We start from the raw sequence: 20392 nt of genomic DNA on the forward strand, positions 1-20392 counted from the left end.
GGCCGCGGCACGGAGGTTTCCGTCGAGCGACAACCAGGCGGCCGGAGCCGCCTCGGTGACGGGGTCGCAGGCCATGACGCCACTTGCGCCGCCGACATCGGTCGATCGCGCGCGCGTATCGACAGGCTCCGCCTTCGTTGTCGGCGTGCGGGGCCCTACCCATGTTGAAATTTGCGACCATTTCCCTGTTGGCTTTCACGGCGGCGACGCCTGCGCCGGCCCAAACCACCGATAGCGACCGCGACGACATCGTCGTCACCGCGTCGGGGATCGAGCAACCGCGCGACGAAGTCGGTCAGGCGATCACGATCATCGACGCCGACACGATCGAAAAGCGCCAGACGGTCGACATCGTCGACCTGCTCGCGACGACGCCGGGCGTGCGCTTCAACCGCACCGGAAGCACCGGATCGGTCGCGGGAATTTCGCTGCGCGGTGCGGAAACGACGCAAACCCTGGTGCTGATCGACGGGGTGAAGGTCAACGATCCGAGCGGTATCGGCGACGGATATGATTTCGGCCATCTGCTGACCGGCAACATCAACCGGATCGAAGTGCTGCGCGGGTCGAATTCGGTCGTGCACGGCAGCCAGGCGATCGGCGGCGTCGTCAGCCTGATGACCGCGACCCCGGCCGAAGGCTTTGCGGCGGGCGCCTCGGCCGAATATGGGTATAGCGATACGCTCAGTGCCAAGGCCGATGTGTCGGGCACCACCGGGGCGATTTCGGGCGGGATCGGCGGGGCTTATTTTCGCACCGACGGCATTTCGTCGGCAGCGGTCGGCACCGAGAAGGACGGATACAAGAATTTCGCGGGCAACGCGCGGCTGAAGGTCGCGTTCAGCGACGCGCTGAGCCTCGACCTGCGCGGCTATTACATCAACGCCGACCTCGATTATGACAGCTTCTTCGGCGCGCCCGCCGACAGCGCCGACGTTGCCAAGCTCGACCAATATGTCGGTTATGCAGGGCTGAACCTGGGCCTGTTCGACGGCAATTTCACCAGCCGCGCGGCAGTGACGTGGATGCGCAACGAGCGCGATTATTATTTCGTGCGCGGCACCGCGCCCGATTACGGCTATTCGGGCACCAATTTGCGGTTCGAATATCAGGGCGTCGTGACGCCAGTGCAGCAGGCCAAGCTGATCTTCGGTTACGAGCATGAGCGGCCCGACTATGATTTCTTCGGCTTTGGATCGACCGACAGCCAGAAGGCGAATATCGACAGCGTCTATGCGCTGGGGATCGTCCAGCCCTTTACCGGCCTGTCGCTGTCGGGCGGCGTCCGTCACGACGACCACAGTCAGTTCGGCGGCGCGACGACCTTCGGCGCCAACGCCAATTATTCGCCGAATGCGGGCGCGACCAACGTCCGGCTGAGCTATGGCGAAGGGTTCAAGGCACCGTCGCTATACCAGCTTTACGACGCCTTCAGCGGCAATAGCGCGCTGCGCCCCGAACGGTCGAAAAGCTATGATATCGGCATCGACCAGAATCTGGCCGATGGCCGCGCGCTGATCTCGCTGACCGCATTCCTGCGCAACACCGACGACCAGATCAATTACGACAATGCGACCTTCACCTATGGCAATATCGATCGCACGCGTGCCAAGGGGATCGAGGCGACGCTGGCGCTGAAGCCCGTCGATGCGCTGAACGTCACCGCATCATACAGCTATATCGACGCGCGCGACCGGTCGGGACGGCCGGCCTTCGACGGCAAGCGCCTGCCCCGCCGCGCCGCGCATGCGGTCAGCCTGTCGGCCGATTATGACTGGTCGTTCGGCCTGTCGACCGGCGCGACGCTGACGCTGGTCGGCGACAGTTTCGACGATGCGGCGAACGCTGTGCCGCTCGACGGCTATGCGCTTGCGGGCATTCGCGCATCCTTCCCCGTGGGCGGCCATTTCGAGATTTACGGCCGCGTCGACAATCTGTTCGACGCCGATTATGCGACCGCGTTCAATTACGGCACCTATGGCCGCGCGGCCTATGGCGGCGTGCGGGCGCGCTTCTGATGAAGGCGCGCACCGACGCCGAACATACGGCGAAGATGAAGAAAATTCAGGCGGCGCAAAACAAAAAAGTCGCGACCAAGACGGTCGAAAAGGGGCTGGTGATCGTCCACACCGGCCCCGGCAAGGGCAAGACCTCGGCCGCGCTGGGCATGGCGGTGCGCGCGATCGGCCACGACATGAAGGTCGGGGTCGTGCAATTCGTGAAGGGCGCGATGGCGACGGGCGAGAAAGCGGTGTTCGATCGCTTTCCCGACCTGATCGAATTCAAGCCGATGGGCGAAGGCTTTACCTGGGACACGCAGGACCGGACGCGCGACATTGCGGTCGCGCGCGAAGCGTGGGACGAGGTGAAGCGCATGATCGCCGACCCGAGCTACAAGATGGTGATCGCCGACGAGCTCAACATCGTGCTGCGGTACGACTATCTGCCGGTGGATGAGGTGCTGGAGGCGCTGGGTGCGAAACCGCATATGACGCATGTGATCATCACCGGGCGCAATGCCCCGCAGGAGTTGATCGACACCGCCGACCTCGTCACCGAGATGGCGCAGGTGAAGCATCCGTTCCGCGAGCAGAATGTGAAGGCGCAGAAGGGAATCGAGTTCTGATGCGGGCGCGCGCGCTTGCGGCGGCAGCGGCGCTGCTCGGCGGCGCCGGACTGCTCTGGGCGACCTCCCCCGCCCCGCGCGCCAAGGCGCCCGCCGTTCCGCAGCGCATCGTATCGATCAACCTGTGCGCCGACCAACTTGTGCTCGCGCTCGCCGACCGGGAGCAGATCGCCGGGCTCACCAAAAATGCCACCGATGTCGAAATGTCGGGCGAGGCGGCCAAGGCCGCAGGCATTCCCTTGCTCAGCAATTCGGCCGAGCAGATATTGGCGATCGAACCCGACCTGATCGTCGGCATGCCGGCGAGCCGCAGCGCGGCGCTGCGCGCGCTGCCGCGGCAGGACTATCCGCTACTCGATCTCGCCACCGCGAACACGCTGGATGAAATCTATACCTCGATCCGCGAGACGGCGGCGGCGGTCGGCCATCCCGAACGCGGCAGCGCGCTGATCGCACGAATGCAAGGCGAGCTGGCCGGGCTGCCCAAGCCGGGCAAGGGCCGCGTCGCGGCCTATTATCAGCGGCGCGGCTATATGACCGGCACGGGGACGCTGATCGACGAGCTGATGGGGCGCGTCGGGCTGGTCAATCTGGCGGGCAAGCTCGGCAAGCCGCCGCTGTCGCAATTGAGCCTTGAGGAAATGGTCGCGGCGGAGCCCGATTTCCTGATCGTCGAGAGCGCGACCGATGTCGTGACCGACCAGGGAAGCGAAATGCTGCACCATCCCGCGATCAAGGATATTCCGCGCATCAGCATTCCGCAGGCGTGGACCGTATGCGGCAGCCCCGCCTATACACAGGCGGCGCGCAGCATGACCGCGCAGATTGCGCGCATCGACGGGGACCGACCATGAACCGCCTTGCCCTGCCCCGCTGGTCGCTGATCGCGGCGCTGCTCCTGTTGACGCTCGTCGCCGCCACCGGATCCTTGCTGTTTGGCGCGGTCGACCTCTCGGTCGCGCGGCTGATCGCCGCCGCGACCGGCGACGGCGACCGGGTGGCGTCGGTGATCCTGTTCGACCTGCGCCTGCCGCGCACGATCCTCGCGCTCGGCGTCGGCGCGATCCTCGGGCTCGCGGGCGCCGCGCTGCAGGGCTATCTGCGCAATCCGCTTGCCGAACCGTCGGTGCTCGGAACGTCGAACGCCGCGGCGCTCGGCGGGGTGGCGGCGCTCTATTTCGGGATCGCTGAACTGCATCCTGTCATGCTTCCCTTGCTCGCGACGGGCGGCGCGCTGCTGTCGCTCGCCTTGCTGTTCATCCTGTCGGGCAAGGCCGAAAGCCCGCTGACCTTGATCCTTGCCGGGATTGCGGTCGGCACGCTCGCGGTCGCGGGGACCAGCCTTGCGCTCAACCTGTCGCCCAATCCCTTCGCGGCGATGGAAATCATGACCTGGCTGCTCGGCAGCCTCGAGAACCGGTCGTTCGACCATGTGTGGATCGCACTGCCGTGCATCGCGATCGGCGGGGCGATGCTGCTGTGGAACGGGCGCGCGCTCGATGCGCTGACGCTGGGCGAGGATGCCGCGCAGGCGCTAGGCACCGACCTTCGGCGAACAAGATTGCGGCTGCTCATCGGCACCGCGATCGGCGTTGGCGGCGCGGTCGCCGTGTCGGGATCGATCGGTTTCGTTGGGCTGATCGTGCCGCACCTGATCCGCCCGCTCACCGATCGCAGCCCGTCGGCGATCCTGCTGCCCTCGGCCATCGGCGGTGCGGCGCTGCTGACGCTCGCGGACCTTGGCGTCCGGATCATTCCGACGACGAACGAGCTGAAGCTGGGCGTCGTCACCGCCTTTCTGGGGGTACCGATCTTCCTCCTCCACCTGATGCGGGAGCGACGGATATGGTGAGCATCACGCTGAACAAGATCGGCGTCACGCTCGGGCGCCGGACCGTCGTGCATGGCGTCAGCGCGGATTTTCGCGCGGGCACGCTGACGGGGATCGTCGGTCCCAATGGCGCGGGTAAATCAACGCTGGCGCGCGCGATGCTCGCGCTGGTGCCCGCGAGCGGCCGCGCCGAGGTCGATGGCGTCGATGTGACGGCGATGCCGCGCGCCGACCTCGCACGGCGCATCGCCTATGTGCCGCAGGGGCAGACCCTGCACTGGCCACTGACGGTCGAGCGGCTCGTCGGGCTGGGGCGGCTGCCGCACCTCGCGCCGATGTCGCGGATTTCGGATGCCGATACGGCGGCGATCGAACGCGCGATGGCGCGCGCCGATGTGCTGGAACTGCGCGACCGGATCGCGACCGAGCTGTCGGGCGGCGAGCGCGCGCGGGTGCTGTTCGCGCGCGCGCTGGCGGTCGAGGCGCCCGCGTTGATCGCCGACGAACCGCTCGCCAGCCTTGATCCGGGGCACCAGATCGACGTGATGGACATGCTGCGCGCCGAAGCGACCGGCGGCGGACTGGTGATCGCGGTGCTGCACGATTTGACGCTGGCGGCGCGATACTGCGACCGGCTGCTGCTGATCGACGAAGGGCGGATCGTCGCCGACGGGACACCCGCCGAGGTGCTGACCGCCGAGCGGCTCCGCGCGGTTTACGGGATCGATGCGCGCGTCGAAACGGGTGGCGAATGGCCGACGATTACCTTGTTCGGGCGAGCAAGGTGAGCGAGACGCTCTTTGCCGAGCAGGGTTATGCTGCGGTATCACTGTTCGAACCGGAGCTTGTTCGCGAAGCGCAAGCCGATATCGCGGAGCATATCGACCGCGTGTCGCGCGCGCTCTACCTGCCCTTCGATCAAAGCTGCCCCGACGCGCCCCTGAGCGAACGGATCGACCGCGTGTTTGCGTACGAGCGCAGCGTCGCGAACCTGCTGCGCGTCGCGGTGTGCACCGATGCGCATCGCGGGCCGCGGCTGCAGGCACTCGTCAAGGATCCGCGGCTGATAGAAACCGCCGAGCGGCTCGGCGGCCGCAAATTGTCGGGCAAGATCGCACGCGTGCGCGCGAGCATCGCCTGCTTTCCCGAGCATCGCCACGCCTGGCACAGCGACGTCGCGCGCGACGATGGCACGGGATGTGGCAAGGTGCTCGTCACCGCATGGATCCCGCTGAGCGATGCCGGCCCGACAAGCGGAGGGTTGGAGGTTGCGGCGAAGCGCCAGCCCGCGCCGCTGGCGAGCGAGGGCGACGACGGGTATGAAATTCCCGAATGGCGGCTCGCCGGACTGCCGCGCGTGCAGCCTGAGTGTCCGGCGGGGACGGCGCTGTTCCTCGATCGCTTCACGCCGCATCGCACGCTGCCGGCAAAGTCGACGCGCTTTGCGCTCGTCGTCTGGATGAAGGCCGCCTAGCGGGCGGGTTCGACGCGAACCGTCCGGCTAGCGCGTTTGCCGTCGGCCGAACGACTGCGCACATCGACGGCAGCGCTGACCGCCACGGGCCCCGAATAGCGCGTCCAGGCACCGCCCTCGATGCGATATTCGATCGCCGTGCCGGGGAACATGCTGTTCGCCTCGAGCTTGCCGTTCGCGATGCGTGCGCCGGGAGGGGCGACGCGATAGGCAATGCCCATCCGCTCAAGCTGCGGGAATTGCACCGCAACGCGCCCGGCGAAATCCTGCCACCCCGCCTTCAGCTTGGCCGCATCGACGCGCTTGTCGCCCCATGCGTAGCTTGCACCGGCCTGATACGCCGGGGTCCACGGTGCCGGGCTCCACGCACGCTCGGCGAGCGCGAGCAGGCGCGGGAAAAGCATATAGTCGACCTGCGCGTCGGTGCGGATCGTCTCGCTCCATAGCTGCGCCTGCAGCCCAGCGACGCGGCGCCCCGGCTGCAACACCGGCTTGTCCTCGATCGCCTTGCCCTCGGCCTGGATGTTGCGGATCGTCGCGGCGTTGGCGGGCAGATTGTCCGGCATGAAGCCGAAGACCTGATAGGGATCCACCCCGCGCGAGGCCCAATTGTACCCGCCCTCTTCGGGGTTCGGCGCGTAGGGCATGTCGAAATAGCCGAGGTCGGGGATCGACAGCACCGCGTCCCAGCCCCGGTTCATCTGGTCGTGCGCCTCGCGGATCGCGCCCGCGTGGAGCACCCCCCAGATGTTCGTCTGCACCTTGTTCGGCATCGCCGCCGCTTCGGTGTGCCCCATGCCGTCGCTCCAGCCGGCGGCTTCGAGCCCCCTCGCGGCGAGGCTCTGGCTCACGCGTTCGATGAAGCGAGGGGTGAGCTTGCCCGCATCGCCGCCGTTTTCGGCGATCATGGCCTTGCACGCGGGCGATTTGACCCACGCACCCGCGGTCTCGTCGGCGCCGAGATGGAAGGTCTTGAGCGGCACGCTGGCCCGCCGGTGCATATCGGCGAGCGCGTCGACCACGGTGTCGACGAAAAGATAGGTCGCTGGCAGGCAGACGTTCAGCGTGTTGTCGCTGTAATTCTGGATGCTGCGATATTCGGTCGTGTCGGCGGGGTCGATCAGCCGGTAGGCTTCGGCCTCCGCCTTCTTCCCTTCGGCGGCAAGGCGCGCATGGCGTGCCTCCATCGCCCTGATCGCCGCGCGCGAATGGCCGGGCATGTCGATCGAGGGGATCACCTCGATCTGCCGCGCCGCCGCTGCCTTTACGATCATGACATAGTCGGCGACGCTCAGATAGCCGTTGACGCCGCCCGTTCCGTCAGGCCCGGCGCCGAGTTGCGGGAGCAAGCACCTCGTTTCGGCGGGGTCATGGCAACGTTTCGAACCGATTTCAGCGAGTTCGGGCAGCGCGGGAATCTCGATCCGCCAACCTTCGTCGTCGGCGAGATGGAGATGCAGCTTGTTGAGCTTGTACGCCGCCATCGCCTCGACGAGTTTCAATATCTCGTCGCGGCTGTGGAAGTTGCGGCCGAGATCGATGTGGAGCCCGCGGAAGCGATATTCGGGGGCATCCTCGACATGGAGCGGGGCGAGCCTGCCCCCTTCGAACGCCGCCTGTTGCGCGAGCGATCGCAGCGCATGGCTCGCGCCCGCCGCATCGCCCGCAGCGATCACGATGCCCGACGCCTTGACGTCAAGGGAATAGCTCTCGGGCTTCATCGCCGCGTCGATGCGGATTGCCAGCGGCACCGCGCCGCCCTCGGCTGCGCCGAGCGCCGCCAGAGCAGGCGCGATGGCGTTTCGGTCGAGACCGGTCAGCGTCGGCGCGACGCCGCGACCGAGATCGATGCTTTTGCCCCTGCCCTGCGTCGCGTTGAGCGGCTTGGGCAGGATCACGATGCCCTTCGCTTCGGGCGCTTGCCGCTCGGCCTGCAGCCCGAACGCGCGTTCGGCAGTGAGCCAGCGTGTCTTGTCGGTGCCGCCCTTGGTCGCGAGTTTCGCCTCGTCGGTCATCGGCGCAACGAAAGGCAGGACTTGTAGGCCCGTTTCGGTATCGAGGAGAGGTCGCGTCGCGGCAATCGTGCGCGGCTGTAACCCATCGGCGACGAGATAAGCGTTGGGCATCGCGAACGCCTTGGAGAAGTTGGACCCGGTGCCCCACAGCCTGATCTCGTGCTTCGAGCCGGGGCGCAGCGTCGCGCCGGGTTTCAGCATCAACTGCTGCACATCGCCGTTGACGAGCCGATGCGTGAAGATGTCGCTCTCGACGAGCGGGAGCCGATTGACGAAGCTGAAATAGAGCGACAGGCCCTTTGCCGGCAGCGCGTCGGGCAGCCGTTCGGGGATTGTCAGCGTGATCGTCGCCAGGAAACAGCCCTCGATACCAGGCGGGCACGTCGGGCCGTTGTCAACGACCTGATAGCGGTAACCCAGCGTGTCGGCGAAGCGGTCGAGCGAGGCCTGCGGTGATACGTCTGCCGCCAAAGCGTACGGCGCGGCGAGTGCCACTATTGCTGCTGCCGTCGCGCCGAAGGCCCGCATTCCTATTCTCCCAATCGATAATTTGTATCTAATTTGTCATGTCGCACCCACGTGGTCAACGCCTTTCGATCTGGCTGTTTTGGTAGAAAAATTAGCGAATCGCTCGCGAGCATTGCATTTTCGCTGCCGAACGACCTCCCGATTGGTCTCATATTAGTATTTCCTTCCCGCCCACGCGGGGAGCAAAAATTGCCCCATTCACGCGGCGGCATTTGGCGCGAACTATTCGCAACAGATTGACGCGACGATACCAATGCAACACATAAGGCCATGGCGCTGGTCCTATCAGCCAGAATGCCTTTGCAACCGGATGGAGCAACGTCCTTGTCACTGATCGAACGCGTGGGGCCGCTGCAGAAGGACGATCCCACCCCGCTGTATCTTCAGTTGCAGAAGGTCCTGCGCGACGCGGTCGAGGGGCAGTTGGTCAAGGCCGAGGAGGCGATCCCGACCGAGCGCGACCTGGCCGAGGAATTCGACGTCTCGCGCATCACGGTGCGCAAGGCGATCGACGGGCTGGTCGCCGACGGCATCGTCACGCGCCGCCGCGGCGCGGGGACATTCGTCACGCGGCCGCGCGTCGAGAAGAGCTTTTCGAAACTCACCTCCTTCTCGGAGGACATGGTCTCGCGCGGACGCAAGCCGCACAGCCAATGGATCAGCAAAACCGCGGGCGCGGTCACGCCCGAGGAGGCGCTGTCGCTCGGCCTGTCGCCGGGTTCGCTCGTCTATCGCTTTCACCGCATCCGCTATGCCGACGACACGTCAATGGCGCTCGAATATGCGACGATCCCGGCCTATTGCCTGCCGTCGGTCGAGACGGTCGGGGCGTCGCTGTACGAGGCGCTCGAAGCCGCGGGGCATCTGCCGGTGCGCGCGCTCCAGCGGCTCCGCGCGGTCGCCTTCACCGCCGAGCAGGCGGAGATATTGGGGATAGAGGCCGGCACGCCGGGTCTGTTCATCGAACGGCGCGGCTTTCTGGCGGATGGGCGCACCGCCGAATTCACCCAGAGCTTTTATCGCGGCGACGCCTATGACGTCGTTGCAGAACTGAACGGCTAAGCGCGCGGCGCAGTCGGCGCCCATTGCCTTCGCGTCACCCTTATAAGACCAATTTCTGGAAACGGGGACTGCACTGCAGCCGCGCTTCCTTCAACGCGTCGTGCATCGGGAACGCCAAGGAATGGTGGCATTGCACGCGCAGAATCAAGAAAATTCGCTCTTTGCGAACATACATCTTGATGAGACCTATATAACCTATATAGTACCAATGCATCGAGCGGCCGTACGCCGCCGACCGGGAGACGAGATTCTATGACGCCCAACGCCGCATCGGACGGACGACAGACGTTGATGGAGCAGGAAGCGGGCGAAGCGGCGGGCGCGGTTGCACGGATGCTGGAGGCGAATCGGGATGCGTTCGCCGCGATCGGCCGGCGCCTTCGCACCTCGCCGCCAGCGGCTGTCGTAACCTGCGCGCGCGGATCGTCGGATCACGCCGCAACCTATGCCAAATATCTGATCGAGACGATGACGGGGACGCCGACCGCGTCGGCCGCGCTGTCGATCGCCTCGCTCTATGACGCGCCCGCGGTCGCCGGAAACCGGTTGTGCCTCGCGATCTCGCAGTCGGGCAAGAGCCCCGACCTGCTTGCCGCAGTCGAACAGCAGCGCGACGCCGGCGCCTTTGTCGTCGCGCTCGTCAATGCGGAGGGCACCCCGCTCGCCGAGCTCGCCGATGTGGTGATCCCGCTTTCGGCGGGGATCGAGCGCTCGGTCGCCGCGACCAAATCCTATATCTGCTCACTCGCCGCGATCGCGGCGCTCGTCGCGGCATGGGCCGAGGATGCGGCGCTCGAAGACGCGCTGACCGCCCTGCCCGCGCAGCTTGCCGACGCGTTCGCGCTCGACTGGTCCCCGGCGGTCGCCGCCTTTCAGGGTGCGAGCAATTTGTTCGTGCTCGGCCGCGGTTATGGCCTCGGCGTCGCACAGGAGGCCGCCCTCAAGTTCAAGGAAACCTCCGGTCTCCACGCCGAAAGTTTCAGCGCCGCCGAGGTTCGCCACGGTCCGATGGCAATCGTCGGCGACACCTTTCATGTTCTCGCCTTTGGCGGCAGCGACCGCGCGGCGGTCAGCGTCCGCGAGGCGACGACCGAGTTCCGCGGCCGCGGCGCAACGGTCCTGCTCGCCGATCCCGCAGGCGGCGACCTGCCCGCCATCGCAGCACATGCCGCGATCGAGCCGATCCTGCTGATCCAGAGCTTTTACCGCATGGCGAGCGCGCTCGCGCTGGCGCGCGGCCACAACCCCGACTCGCCTCCGCATCTCAACAAGGTTACCGAGACCCTATGATCTTTCGTTTCCATAACGGCCGGGTCGCGCTGCCGACCGGCGCGGTCGGCGCGGCGGACATCGCGATTGCCGACGGCTCCATCCTGTCGGTGACGGCTGCTGCCGATACGGCCGCCGACGAGGTCGTCGACCTAGGCGGCGGCTGGCTGCTTCCGGGGTTCGTCGACACGCAGGTGAACGGCGGCGGCGGCGTGCTGTTCAACGACCAGGTCGATGTCGATGCGATCGCTGCGATCGGCGCCGCGCATGCGCGCTATGGCACCACCGCTTTCCTGCCGACGCTGATCAGCGACACGCCGGCGCAGATCGCCTCGGCGCTCGCCGCGGTCGACGCCGCGATCGAGCAAGGCGTGCCCGGCGTCGTCGGCATCCATATCGAAGGCCCGTTTATCAACGAGGTGAAGCGCGGCATTCACGAAGCGCACCGTATCCGCCGCCTCGACGACGCGATCCTCGCGACGCTGACCGCGCCGCATCGCGGGCGCGTGATGCTGACGCTCGCGCCTGAACTTTGCGACGAGGACGACATCCGCACCCTCGTGCGCCACGGTGTGATCGTCAGCGCGGGGCACAGCGATGCGACCTATGACGAGGCGCAGCGCGCAATCGCCGCAGGGCTCACCGGTTTCACCCATTTGTTCAACGCAATGTCGCCGCTGCATCACCGCAATCCGGGTGCGGTCGGCGCCGCGTTCGATTCGGACACATATTGCGGGCTGATCGTCGACAACGTCCACCTGCACCCCGCGGTCGTCCGGCTGGCGATCCACGCCAAGGGCAAGGACCGCATCATGCTGGTCACCGACGCGATGCCCAGCGTCGGCACCGACGACAGCGAATTCACGCTGCAGGGCAAACGCATCGCGGTGAAGGATGGTGTCTGCATTTTCGAGGACGGCACGCTCGCGGGCACGCATCTCGACATGGCGTCGGCGCTGCGCAAGACGGCCCAAGTGACCGGCCTTTCGGTGCCCGACGTGTCGGTGATGGCGAGCGCCACGCCCGCCGCCTTCCTGTCGCTGCACGATCGCATCGGGGCAATCGCGCCGGGGCAGCGCGCCGACTGGGTGTGGCTGGACGCCGAACTCGCACCGCACGCGACGTGGATCGGCGGACGGGTCATTTCGGACCCCGCGCCGGACCTTGTCCAGACCGCCTGATGATACATAAGCCGCACGACATAAGCGGCAGAAGTTTTGGGGAATAGCCGATGAGCCTGATCATCACCTCTCCGCTCAGAGGCTGGGCGACGACGCTGGACAGCGTGCCCGATCCGGTCTTCGCCCAGCGGATGATGGGCGACGGCGTCGCGATCCAGCCGCTCGGCGACACGGTGGTCGCGCCCTTCGATGGCGAGGTGGTGACGCTCCACGATGCGGGCCATGCGGTCTCGCTGCGCAGTGCCGAGGGCGCCGAAATACTGATCCATGTCGGGCTCGATACGGTGATGCTGAAGGGCGAGGGTTTCACCCCGCTGGTCGCGATCGGCGATCAGGTGTCGCGCGGCGACCCGCTGATCCGCTTCGACCTCGATGCGGTCGCGCTCGCCGCGACGAGCCTGATCACGCCCGTGATCGTCACCAATGCCGAGGCCTTTGCGATCAGCCGCCGTACCGTCGATTGTTCGATCGGAGCGTGCGAGGCCCTGATGACGCTGGTGCCGGTTCAGGCGGAGACGCGGCGACGGTCGGATGACGGCACGCTGATCGAGCAGGCGGTAACGCTATCGCTGCCGCACGGCATCCACGCCCGCCCCGCGGCGCGGATCGGTGAGGCGGTGCGCGGGTTCGAGGCCGAGGTACATCTGCTGAACGGCGACAAGCGCGGCGATGCGCGAAGCACGGTGGCGCTGCTCGCGCTCGGTACGGCCTTTGGCGACGAGGTGGTCGTGCAGGCGCGCGGGGACGATGCCGAGGCGGCGCTGGCGGCAATCGTCGCGCTGCTCGAAACCGACATGGGCGAAGGCGCGGCGGTCGCGAAGCCAGTGTCTGCGCCCCGCGAACAAGTCCTGCACGCGGGACAGATCGGCGGCGTCATCGCCTCTCCCGGCCTTGCGATGGGGCCGGCGGCGCGACTGCGTCAGGTCGATATCGCGGTCGCACGCGATGGCGCGGGAGCAGCCGGGGAGCGCGCCGCACTCTTCGCGGCACGGGATGAGGTTCGCGGACAGATTGCTACGCGCGCCGACAGCGTGGACGGCAGCGTCGCTTCGGTCATGCAGGCGCATCTCGCGCTGATCGACGATCCCGAGCTGCTTGCGGGCGCCGAAAAGCGCATCGCCGAGGGACGCAGTGCGGGCTTTGCATGGCGCGGGGCGATCCACGACCAGATCGACGCGATCCGCGCGACGGGCAACGCGCATCTGATCGAACGCATCGACGATCTGATCGATATCGAGCGCCAATTGCTGTCGGCGTTGACCGGCACGCCGGTCGACGGTGAGGCGATTCCCGCGGGCGCGATTGTGGTCGCCGAGGATTTGTTGCCGTCGCAGCTGGTGGCTCTCGCCGCCACGAAACCCGCCGGCATCTGCCTCGCGCGCGGCGGTCCGACGTCGCACGTCGCGATCCTGTGCGCGGGTATGGGGCTCCCCGCGCTCGTCGCGATGGGCGATGCGCTGGATGCCGTTGCGGAGGGCGTAACGCTGTTGCTCGATGCCGAGATGGGGCATGTCACGGCCTCCCCCTCGCCTGCCGATGCCGAAGCCTTCACCGCGCGCCTTGCCAAGCGCGATGCGCGGCGCGCGGCAGCTCAGGCCGCCGCAAAGGATGCATGCCAGACCGCCGACGGCACGCGCATCGAAATCTTCGCCAATATCGGCACGGTCGAAGACGCCGTGCTCGCCGCCGAGCAGGGCGCCGAGGGTTCGGGGCTCGTCCGTAGCGAATTCCTGTTCCTCGATCGCGACACCGCGCCGTCGGAGGACGAGCAGCACGCCGCCTATCAGGGCATCGCCGACGCGCTCGCCGGCAAGCCGGTGATCATCCGCCTGCTCGACATCGGCGGCGACAAGCCCGCCGCCTATATTCCGATTGCGCATGAGGAAAATCCGGCGCTCGGCCAGCGCGGCATCCGCGTTGCGCTCGCCCAGCCAAACCTGCTCGAAACGCAGCTCCGCGCGATCCTGCGTGTCCAGCCCGTCGGCCAGTGCAAGATCATGATCCCGATGGTCGCGAGCATCGACGAGCTGCGTCAGGTACGCGCGCTCGTCGACCGGCTGCGCGGCGAAATGGGGATCGCGACCCCGGTCGAGGTCGGGGTAATGGTCGAAACCCCGGCGGCGGCGATGACCGCCGACCTGCTCGCCGCCGAGGCCGATTTCCTGTCGATCGGGACCAACGACCTGACCCAATATGTCCTCGCGATGGATCGCGGCAATCCGGCGGTCGCCGCCGGCGTCGACGCGATGCACCCTGCGGTGCTGCGCATGATCGGCGAGACCTGCCGCCTCGCGACCGCGCGCGGGCGCTGGGTCGGGGTGTGCGGGGGCCTCGCCTCCGATCCCGCGGCGCTGCCGATCCTGGTCGGGCTCGGCGTTACCGAATTGTCGGCGGTCCCCAGCTTCGTCGCCGAGGCGAAGCAGATCGTGCGCGGCCTGACCCTGATCGAGGCGCGCGCGCACGCCGAGCTCGCGTTGCAATGCAAATCGGCGGCCGAGGTTCGCGCGCTCGCCCGTGCATTCGAGGAGACACGCCGATGAGGAAGATGCTCGAAACGCTCCAGCCGCTCGGCCGCGCGCTGATGCTGCCGATTGCGGTGCTGCCGATTGCCGGGCTGCTGCTGCGCATCGGCCAGCCCGATTTGCTCGATATCGCCTTCATCTCGGCAGCGGGCGCGGCGATTTTCGAAAATCTTGGCATATTGTTCGCGATCGGCGTCGCGGTCGGCTTTGCGCGCGACGGCAATGGCGCTGCGGCGCTCGCGGGCGTCGTCTGCTACCTCGTCACCACCACTGGCGCGCAGACCTTCCTCGCCGCGCCGCCCGATATCGGCGCCGGCCTGCCCGAGGCGGCGGCGGCGCTAACGGCAAAGAACTGGACTCTAACGCAGATCGACAAGCTCGAGGTGCCCATAGGCATATTGTCGGGCCTGATCGGCGGCAATTTCTACAACCGCTTCGCGACGATCGCGCTCCCCGAATATCTTGCCTTCTTCGGCGGCCGGCGCTTCGTTCCGATCGCGAGCGGCGTCGCCGGGCTGCTGCTCGCGGCGGTGCTCGGCTATGGCTATGCGCATATCAGCGGCGCGATCGATGCCGCGAGCCGAACCGTCGTCGAGAGCGGCGGTGCGGGGCTTTTCGTCTATGGCGTGCTCAACCGGTTGCTGATCGTCACCGGTCTGCACCATATCATCAACAACGCCGCCTGGTTCGTCGTCGGCGATTTCGGCGGCGCGACCGGCGACCTGCGGCGCTTCTTCGCGGGCGATCCCACTGCAGGCGCGTTCATGTCGGGCTTCTTTCCGGTGATGATGTTCGGCCTGCCCGCCGCGTGCCTCGCCATGTACCATGAGGCGCGGCCCGAGCGGCGTAAAGCGGTCGGCGGCATGCTGTTCAGCCTCGCCTTCACCAGCTTCCTGACCGGCGTGACCGAACCGATCGAGTTCACCTTCATGTTTGTCGCGCCCCTGCTCTATGCGATCCACGCGCTGCTGACCGGCGTCGCGATGGCGCTGATGAACGCGCTCGACGTGAAGCTCGGTTTCGGGTTCTCGGCGGGACTGTTCGACTATGTGCTGAACTTCAGCCTCGCGACGCGGCCGTGGATGCTGCTCCCGGTGGGCGCCGCTTATGCCGCGCTCTATTACGGCCTGTTCCGCTTCTTCATCCGCCGCTTCGACCTTGCGACGCCGGGACGCGAAAAAGGCGTCGTTGCCGAAGCCGCGACGCAATCGGCGGGCGGGGCACGCGGCGGCGCCTTTGTTGCGGCACTCGGCGGCGCGGCCAATCTGGTCAGCGTCGACGCCTGCACAACCCGCCTGCGCCTGATCGTCGCCGACAGCCAGGCCATCGACGACGACGCGCTGACCGCGCTGGGCGCGCGCGGCATCATCCGCCCGTCCGAAAAGGCGGCGCAGGTCGTGCTCGGGCCGATCGCCGATCTGGTCGCCGAGGAAATCCGCGGCGCACTGGCGTGGAGCGGTGCCGCGGCAGCGGCGACGCTGACCCCGGTGATAGCGGGCGGCACCGACGCCGCGGGGCTACCCGCGGAGATCGTCGGCGCGCTCGGCGGCGATGCCAATGTCCGCACCGTCCATGCGCTGCACGGCCGTTTCCGGGTCGAGCTCGCCGATGCGGGGCGCGTCGACGAAAGCGCGCTCGCGCGATTGACGCATGGCATCGCCCGCCCGCGCCCCGATGTCTGCCATATCCTGACCTGAATTCAGGCCGGCGACGACATCTTCATCAGCACCAGCCCGCCGACGATCAGCAGCGCGGCGACGATACGCATCGCATTCGCCTGTTCGCCGAGCACGAAAATGCCGACCAGAAACGCGCCGACCGCGCCAATCCCGGTCCAGATCGTATAGGCAGTGCCGAGCGGCAGCGATTTCATCGACAGCGAGAGAAGCGCGAAGCTTGCGATCATCGCGACGAGCGTGACGAGCGACGGCCCGAGCTTCGAGAAGCCCTCCGATTGCTTCATCGAAAAAGCCCACACGACTTCGAGCACGCCAGCGATCGTCAGGTAAATCCAGGCCATGACAGCCTCCTTCAAAGGCTGCCGGGCCGTCCCGGACTTGAAGACCCGCACAGCGCGCGGGCGAGGACGTGGCCTCTTTGGATGTCCGCGCCCCCTAGCGTCAGGAGAACGCGGCATCAAGCGCAGCCCAAAAAAGCCCGTCGCCGGTCGCGCAGTGAGCTCAGCGGTTTGGCGCGAGCCGCATCGCGGCACCGCCGCCCGGCGCGAGCCACAGCTTGTAGCTGTCGCCCTTCTTCACCTTGACCGTGTCATAGGCGATGCGGTGCCGCGCGTCGGTCAGATAAGTGGCGCCCTCGCCGTCCTTCCAGATCGTCGCGGTATAGGTCTTTCCGGATTCGAGGAAATCGAAGTTCAGCGCCAGCGTGCGTTCGGTCGCGTCGTTAACCCCGCCGACATACCAGTCAGCGCTATTCCGGTCCTTGCGCGCGAAGATCGCGTAATCGCCGACCTCGCCCGCGATGAGCTTGCTGTCGGCCCAATCGGCGGGGACCTGTTTGATGAATTCGAGCTCGCGCGGATATTTCTCCAGATTCTCGATGAAGTCGGCCGCCATCTGGATCGGCGAATAGAGCGCGAGATAGAGCCCGAGTTGCTTCGCGAGCGTCGAGGCGAGCGGCGCCTTGTTCGCCCCTTCGAGGCTCAGCACGCCGGGGGTGAAGTCCATCGGCCCCGACAGCATGCGCGTATAGACGAGCGTCGGTTCATGGTCCGGGCCGTTCGCGAAGGCACCCCACGCATTATACTCCATGCCGCGTGCGCCCTCGCGCGCGACCCAGTTGGGATAGGTCCGGCGGAGCCCGGTGTCCTTGATCGGTTCGTGCGGATTGACCGCGACATGATATTTGGCGGCGGTTTCGACGACCTTCAGATGATGCTGCACCTGACGCTGGCCGTCGTGCCATTCCATCGCGATCGTTCCAGGCGTTTCGCCGGGCGCAATGATCCCGCCCGCGTCGGCGACATAGCCGGTCTTGACCGTCCCCACGCCGAGCTGGCCATAAAGCTTCATCGCGTCGTCGAGCTGCGCCTCATAGACCGCGATATTGCCGCCGGTTTCGTGATGGCCGATCAGTTGCACGCCCTTTCTGCGCGCATAGTCGGTGACCGCCTTCAGGTCGAAATCGGGGGTCGCCTGCGTGAAGCTGAACTCATCGCCATGGCCGAACCAGTTGCCGTTCCAGCCCTTGTTCCAGCCCTCGACGAGCACGCCGCCGAAGCCGTGCTTCGCGGCAAAATCGATATATTGCTTGGTCCTTGTCGTCGTCGCGCCATGCTTCGGCCCTTCGGCCCAGCTCCAGTCGCCGCGGATCATCCCCCACCAGATGCCGATATATTTCATCGGCTTGAACCAGCTGACATCGCCCAGCTTGTTCGGTTCGTTGAGGTTGAGTTCGAGGTCGCTTTCGACCAGCCCCGCCGCATTGTCGGCGATCCGGATCGTCCGCCACGGCGTCGCGAACGGCAGGTCGCGTATGACGCGCGCGCCCTTCGACGAGGGCGACAGCGTGGCGCGGAACTTCTGTCCCTCGGCGCGCTTGAACCACATGCCGGCATAGTCGACGAGCGCGGCTTCGTGGAATGCCAGGTGCGTTCCGTCGTCGAGGCGCATCGTGATCGGCGTGTGCGCGGTCGCGACCGCGTCGATCGGCGTCTTTTGATAGAATTGTTCGTAGCGGTTCCACTCGCCGCCGGTGATCCACCATGCGGTGCCCTTGGGTGCGATGTCGAATTCGGTGATTTCGTCGACGATCTTTGCGGTCGGGAGGCCGGCCTGCTCGGGCAGTTCGTAGCGGAAGCCGATGCCGTCGTCGAAGAGGCGGAAGCGGATGTTCATCGCATGGCCGCCCCAGCTCTTGTCCTGACGGAAGCGGACGAGCAGTTCATTGTGCCGGTCGCGCACGAAGCGGCGCTCGCCCCACGGCTGTTCCCAGCGCGTGTCGCCGCTCGCGCGCTCGACGCTTTCGATCGTGAAGCCGCGTTGCAGCCCGATGCGGTCGGCGAGGATGAAGCCGAGCTTCGACGGCGCGATCAGTAATTTGCCTTTGCGCGACAGCGACCATGTCGGTCGCTGGTCATTGTCGGTCGACACGGTGAGCGTGATGGCGCCATCGGGCGACGAGGCCACCTGCCCGGGCCGCGCGTCCTGCGCAAAGGCGGGCGTCGCTGCCACGGCGAGCAGCGGGAGGGCGGCGAACAGGCTACGCATCAATTTGTTCCTTCGAGTTTCAGCCAGAGAGCGCCGCACGGCGGCAGATGCGCCGGGTCGGCGCCATTGAGGGCAGCGACGGGCGTGCCGCCCCGCCCATGATCCGCGATATCGATCGTCGCGCCGCCGAGATTGAAGAGGCAGCGGATATGCTCGCCGTCGGCGATCCGGTCGAAAGCGAGCAGGTCGCCCTCGGCAATCCAGCGCGCGTCGCGGCCGAGGCGCAGCGCAGGGTGCGCGGCGCGCAGCGCGACGAGATGGCGCGTGAGGTTGAGCAGCGATGCGGGATCGGCCTGTTGCCGGTCGACCGCGAGCGCGCCATGCTCGGCGCCGAGCGGTAGCCATGGATCGGCGCTCGAAAAGCCTGCATGCGCCTCACCCGCCGCCCATGGCAGTGGCGTCCGCGCGCCGTCGCGCGACAGCGTCAGCGGCCAGTTCTTGAGCGCCTCGGGATCCTTCACCAGCTCGAACGGGATCTCGACCTGATCGAGCCCCAGCTCCTCGCCATTGTAGAGGATGATATTGCCGCGCAGCGCGCAGAGCAGCGCCATTTTCATGCGGGCAAACGCTGCGGCATCAACGCCGTCGGGCGTCCAGCGCGATACCGCGCGCGGCGCGTCATGGTTTTCGAACGCCCAGCTCGGCCAGCCGAGCCCCGGCGTGTCGGGCCATTGTTCGGCCGCCTCGCGCACCAGTTGCGGCGTCAGCCGGTCGGCATAGAGAAAGTCAAAGCCATAGGCGCTGTTGAGGCGGCCATTGCCCGCGGTGAACAGCTTCATCTCGCGCACCGCATCGTCGCCGCCGACTTCGGCGACGGTGAAGCTGCCCGGATATTGATCGGTCAGCGCACGGATGCGTTCGAGGAAGAGCGGGATGTCGGGGTGCGACTGGTTGTGGATCTTCTGCTGGAAATCGAACGGCCGCGTGCGGACCTTGTTCGACGGCGGCGCGGGCGGATTGTCGCGAAATTCGGGGTCGTGCATCGAAAAGTTGATCGCATCGATACGAAAGCCGTCGACGCCGCGGTCGAGCCAGAAGCGCACGACGCCGAGCAGCGCGTCCTGCACCGCCGGGTTGTGGACGTTGAGCTGCGGCTGCGAGCCCAGGAAATTATGCATATAATATTGGCCGCGCCGCGCGTCCCACGTCCATGCGGGGCCGCCGAACACCGACTGCCAATTGGTCGGCGGCGCCCCGTCGGGCTTGGCATCGGCCCAGACATACCAGTCGGCCTTGTCATTCGCCTTGCTCGCGCGGCTTTCCGCAAACCAGGCATGCCGGTCGGATGTGTGCGCGAACACAAGATCGGTCGTGACCTTCAGCCCCAGCGCATGCGCGCGCGCCACCAGCGCGTCGAAATCGTCGAGCGTCCCGAAGATCGGATCGACGCCGCAATAGTCGGCGATATCGTAGCCGAAATCATCCATCGGCGAGGGGTAGAAGGGCGACAACCAGATCGCATCGACGCCGAGCGCGGCGACATAGTCGAGCCGCGCGGTGATGCCGGCAAGGTCGCCGATCCCGTCGCCGTTCGAATCGGCGAAGCTGCGCGGATAGATTTGATAGATTGCCGCGCCCTTCCACCACGGCGTTTCCGTCGCGGCGAGGCGGGTCTGGTCCTGAACGAGGGGGCTGTTCGTCGTCACGCGTGCTTTCGC

Annotated in this window: 15 protein-coding genes; 11 read left to right on the forward strand and 4 right to left on the reverse strand. The window is 66.7% G+C overall.

Translation table 11 applies throughout. From position 1 onward, the window contains the following. The first annotated feature begins 161 nt into the window (after window positions 1–161). The 6 genes from GGC65_RS05875 to GGC65_RS05900 are packed head-to-tail and all read left to right on the forward strand — an operon-like array spanning window position 162 to window position 5931. A complete protein-coding gene (locus GGC65_RS05875; RefSeq protein WP_192646304.1) occupies window positions 162–2018 on the forward strand; it encodes a TonB-dependent receptor plug domain-containing protein in 1857 nt (618 codons plus the stop codon). Continuing rightward, the gene (gene cobO, locus GGC65_RS05880) at window positions 2018–2626 is read left to right on the forward strand and encodes a cob(I)yrinic acid a,c-diamide adenosyltransferase (RefSeq protein WP_192646305.1); all 609 of its coding nucleotides are present in this window, start codon (window positions 2018–2020) and stop codon (window positions 2624–2626) included. Before GGC65_RS05875 ends, cobO begins: the two co-directional genes overlap by 1 nt. Beyond that, window positions 2626–3480 (forward strand): ABC transporter substrate-binding protein, encoded by an 855-nt coding sequence (locus GGC65_RS05885; RefSeq protein WP_192646306.1) that lies wholly within the window; start codon window positions 2626–2628, stop codon window positions 3478–3480. The genes cobO and GGC65_RS05885 overlap by 1 nt, the downstream gene beginning before the upstream one ends. Continuing rightward, window positions 3477–4478 carry a FecCD family ABC transporter permease gene (locus tag GGC65_RS05890; protein ID WP_136173854.1) on the forward strand — a complete coding sequence of 334 codons (1002 nt, stop codon included), beginning with the start codon at window positions 3477–3479 and terminating at the stop codon, window positions 4476–4478. The genes GGC65_RS05885 and GGC65_RS05890 overlap by 4 nt, the downstream gene beginning before the upstream one ends. After that, the gene (locus GGC65_RS05895) at window positions 4472–5245 is read left to right on the forward strand and encodes an ABC transporter ATP-binding protein (RefSeq protein WP_192646307.1); all 774 of its coding nucleotides are present in this window, start codon (window positions 4472–4474) and stop codon (window positions 5243–5245) included. The genes GGC65_RS05890 and GGC65_RS05895 overlap by 7 nt, the downstream gene beginning before the upstream one ends. After that, a complete protein-coding gene (locus tag GGC65_RS05900) occupies window positions 5209–5931 on the forward strand; it encodes a phytanoyl-CoA dioxygenase family protein (protein ID WP_192646308.1) in 723 nt (240 codons plus the stop codon). The genes GGC65_RS05895 and GGC65_RS05900 overlap by 37 nt, the downstream gene beginning before the upstream one ends. On the opposite strand, the gene GGC65_RS05905 is transcribed toward GGC65_RS05900, so the two are convergent. Then, complete coding sequence (locus GGC65_RS05905; protein WP_192646309.1) at window positions 5928–8474, reverse strand: family 20 glycosylhydrolase; 2547 nt, start codon at window positions 8472–8474, stop codon at window positions 5928–5930. The genes GGC65_RS05900 and GGC65_RS05905 overlap by 4 nt on opposite strands. 324 nt (window positions 8475–8798) lie before the next feature. Here GGC65_RS05905 and GGC65_RS05910 point away from each other — a divergent pair, with 324 nt between their 5' ends. From GGC65_RS05910 to nagE, 5 genes are all read left to right on the forward strand, one after another. Beyond that, window positions 8799–9536 carry a GntR family transcriptional regulator gene (locus GGC65_RS05910; protein ID WP_225940690.1) on the forward strand — a complete coding sequence of 246 codons (738 nt, stop codon included), beginning with the start codon at window positions 8799–8801 and terminating at the stop codon, window positions 9534–9536. Between the two features lie 252 nt (window positions 9537–9788). Continuing rightward, on the forward strand, window positions 9789–10826 hold the full coding sequence (locus GGC65_RS05915; protein ID WP_225940691.1) for an SIS domain-containing protein: 1038 nt from the start codon (window positions 9789–9791) through the stop codon (window positions 10824–10826). Beyond that, on the forward strand, window positions 10823–11986 hold the full coding sequence (nagA, locus tag GGC65_RS05920; protein ID WP_192646311.1) for an N-acetylglucosamine-6-phosphate deacetylase: 1164 nt from the start codon (window positions 10823–10825) through the stop codon (window positions 11984–11986). Before GGC65_RS05915 ends, nagA begins: the two co-directional genes overlap by 4 nt. 50 nt (window positions 11987–12036) lie before the next feature. Continuing rightward, window positions 12037–14526, forward strand: a complete 2490-nt coding sequence (gene ptsP, locus GGC65_RS05925; protein ID WP_192646312.1) for a phosphoenolpyruvate--protein phosphotransferase — start codon at window positions 12037–12039, stop codon at window positions 14524–14526. Further along, window positions 14523–16205 (forward strand): N-acetylglucosamine-specific PTS transporter subunit IIBC, encoded by a 1683-nt coding sequence (gene nagE / locus GGC65_RS05930; protein ID WP_192646313.1) that lies wholly within the window; start codon window positions 14523–14525, stop codon window positions 16203–16205. Before ptsP ends, nagE begins: the two co-directional genes overlap by 4 nt. Window positions 16206–16207: 2 nt before the next feature. Here nagE and GGC65_RS05935 read toward each other — a convergent pair whose 3' ends face one another. The 3 genes from GGC65_RS05935 to GGC65_RS05945 form a co-directional block, all read right to left on the reverse strand. Continuing rightward, window positions 16208–16528 carry a DMT family transporter gene (locus GGC65_RS05935; protein WP_192646314.1) on the reverse strand — a complete coding sequence of 107 codons (321 nt, stop codon included), beginning with the start codon at window positions 16526–16528 and terminating at the stop codon, window positions 16208–16210. A 160-nt stretch (window positions 16529–16688) separates the two neighbouring features. Further along, a complete protein-coding gene (locus GGC65_RS05940; protein WP_192646315.1) occupies window positions 16689–18734 on the reverse strand; it encodes a glycoside hydrolase family 97 protein in 2046 nt (681 codons plus the stop codon). After that, a complete protein-coding gene (locus GGC65_RS05945) occupies window positions 18734–20380 on the reverse strand; it encodes an alpha-amylase family glycosyl hydrolase (RefSeq protein ID WP_192646316.1) in 1647 nt (548 codons plus the stop codon). Before GGC65_RS05945 ends, GGC65_RS05940 begins: the two co-directional genes overlap by 1 nt. Window positions 20381–20392: the final 12 nt, after the last annotated feature.

Origin of the sequence: Sphingopyxis sp. OAS728 (genome assembly GCF_014873485.1) — a bacterium.
Taxonomy (GTDB): domain Bacteria; phylum Pseudomonadota; class Alphaproteobacteria; order Sphingomonadales; family Sphingomonadaceae; genus Sphingopyxis.

Bases quoted from the DNA above. Each gene is read 5' to 3' on its own strand.
- GGC65_RS05875 (WP_192646304.1), top strand. From the start codon at position 162: ATGTTGAAATTTGCGACCATTTCCCTGTTGGCTTTCACGGCGGCGACG.
- cobO (WP_192646305.1), top strand. From the start codon at position 2,018: ATGAAGGCGCGCACCGACGCCGAACATACGGCGAAGATGAAGAAAATT.
- GGC65_RS05885 (WP_192646306.1), top strand. From the start codon at position 2,626: ATGCGGGCGCGCGCGCTTGCGGCGGCAGCGGCGCTGCTCGGCGGCGCC.
- GGC65_RS05890 (WP_136173854.1), top strand. From the start codon at position 3,477: ATGAACCGCCTTGCCCTGCCCCGCTGGTCGCTGATCGCGGCGCTGCTC.
- GGC65_RS05895 (WP_192646307.1), top strand. From the start codon at position 4,472: ATGGTGAGCATCACGCTGAACAAGATCGGCGTCACGCTCGGGCGCCGG.
- GGC65_RS05900 (WP_192646308.1), top strand. From the start codon at position 5,209: ATGGCCGACGATTACCTTGTTCGGGCGAGCAAGGTGAGCGAGACGCTC.
- GGC65_RS05905 (WP_192646309.1), bottom strand. From the start codon at position 8,474: ATGCGGGCCTTCGGCGCGACGGCAGCAGCAATAGTGGCACTCGCCGCG.
- GGC65_RS05915 (WP_225940691.1), top strand. From the start codon at position 9,789: ATGACGCCCAACGCCGCATCGGACGGACGACAGACGTTGATGGAGCAG.
- nagA (WP_192646311.1), top strand. From the start codon at position 10,823: ATGATCTTTCGTTTCCATAACGGCCGGGTCGCGCTGCCGACCGGCGCG.
- ptsP (WP_192646312.1), top strand. From the start codon at position 12,037: ATGAGCCTGATCATCACCTCTCCGCTCAGAGGCTGGGCGACGACGCTG.
- nagE (WP_192646313.1), top strand. From the start codon at position 14,523: ATGAGGAAGATGCTCGAAACGCTCCAGCCGCTCGGCCGCGCGCTGATG.
- GGC65_RS05935 (WP_192646314.1), bottom strand. From the start codon at position 16,528: ATGGCCTGGATTTACCTGACGATCGCTGGCGTGCTCGAAGTCGTGTGG.
- GGC65_RS05940 (WP_192646315.1), bottom strand. From the start codon at position 18,734: ATGCGTAGCCTGTTCGCCGCCCTCCCGCTGCTCGCCGTGGCAGCGACG.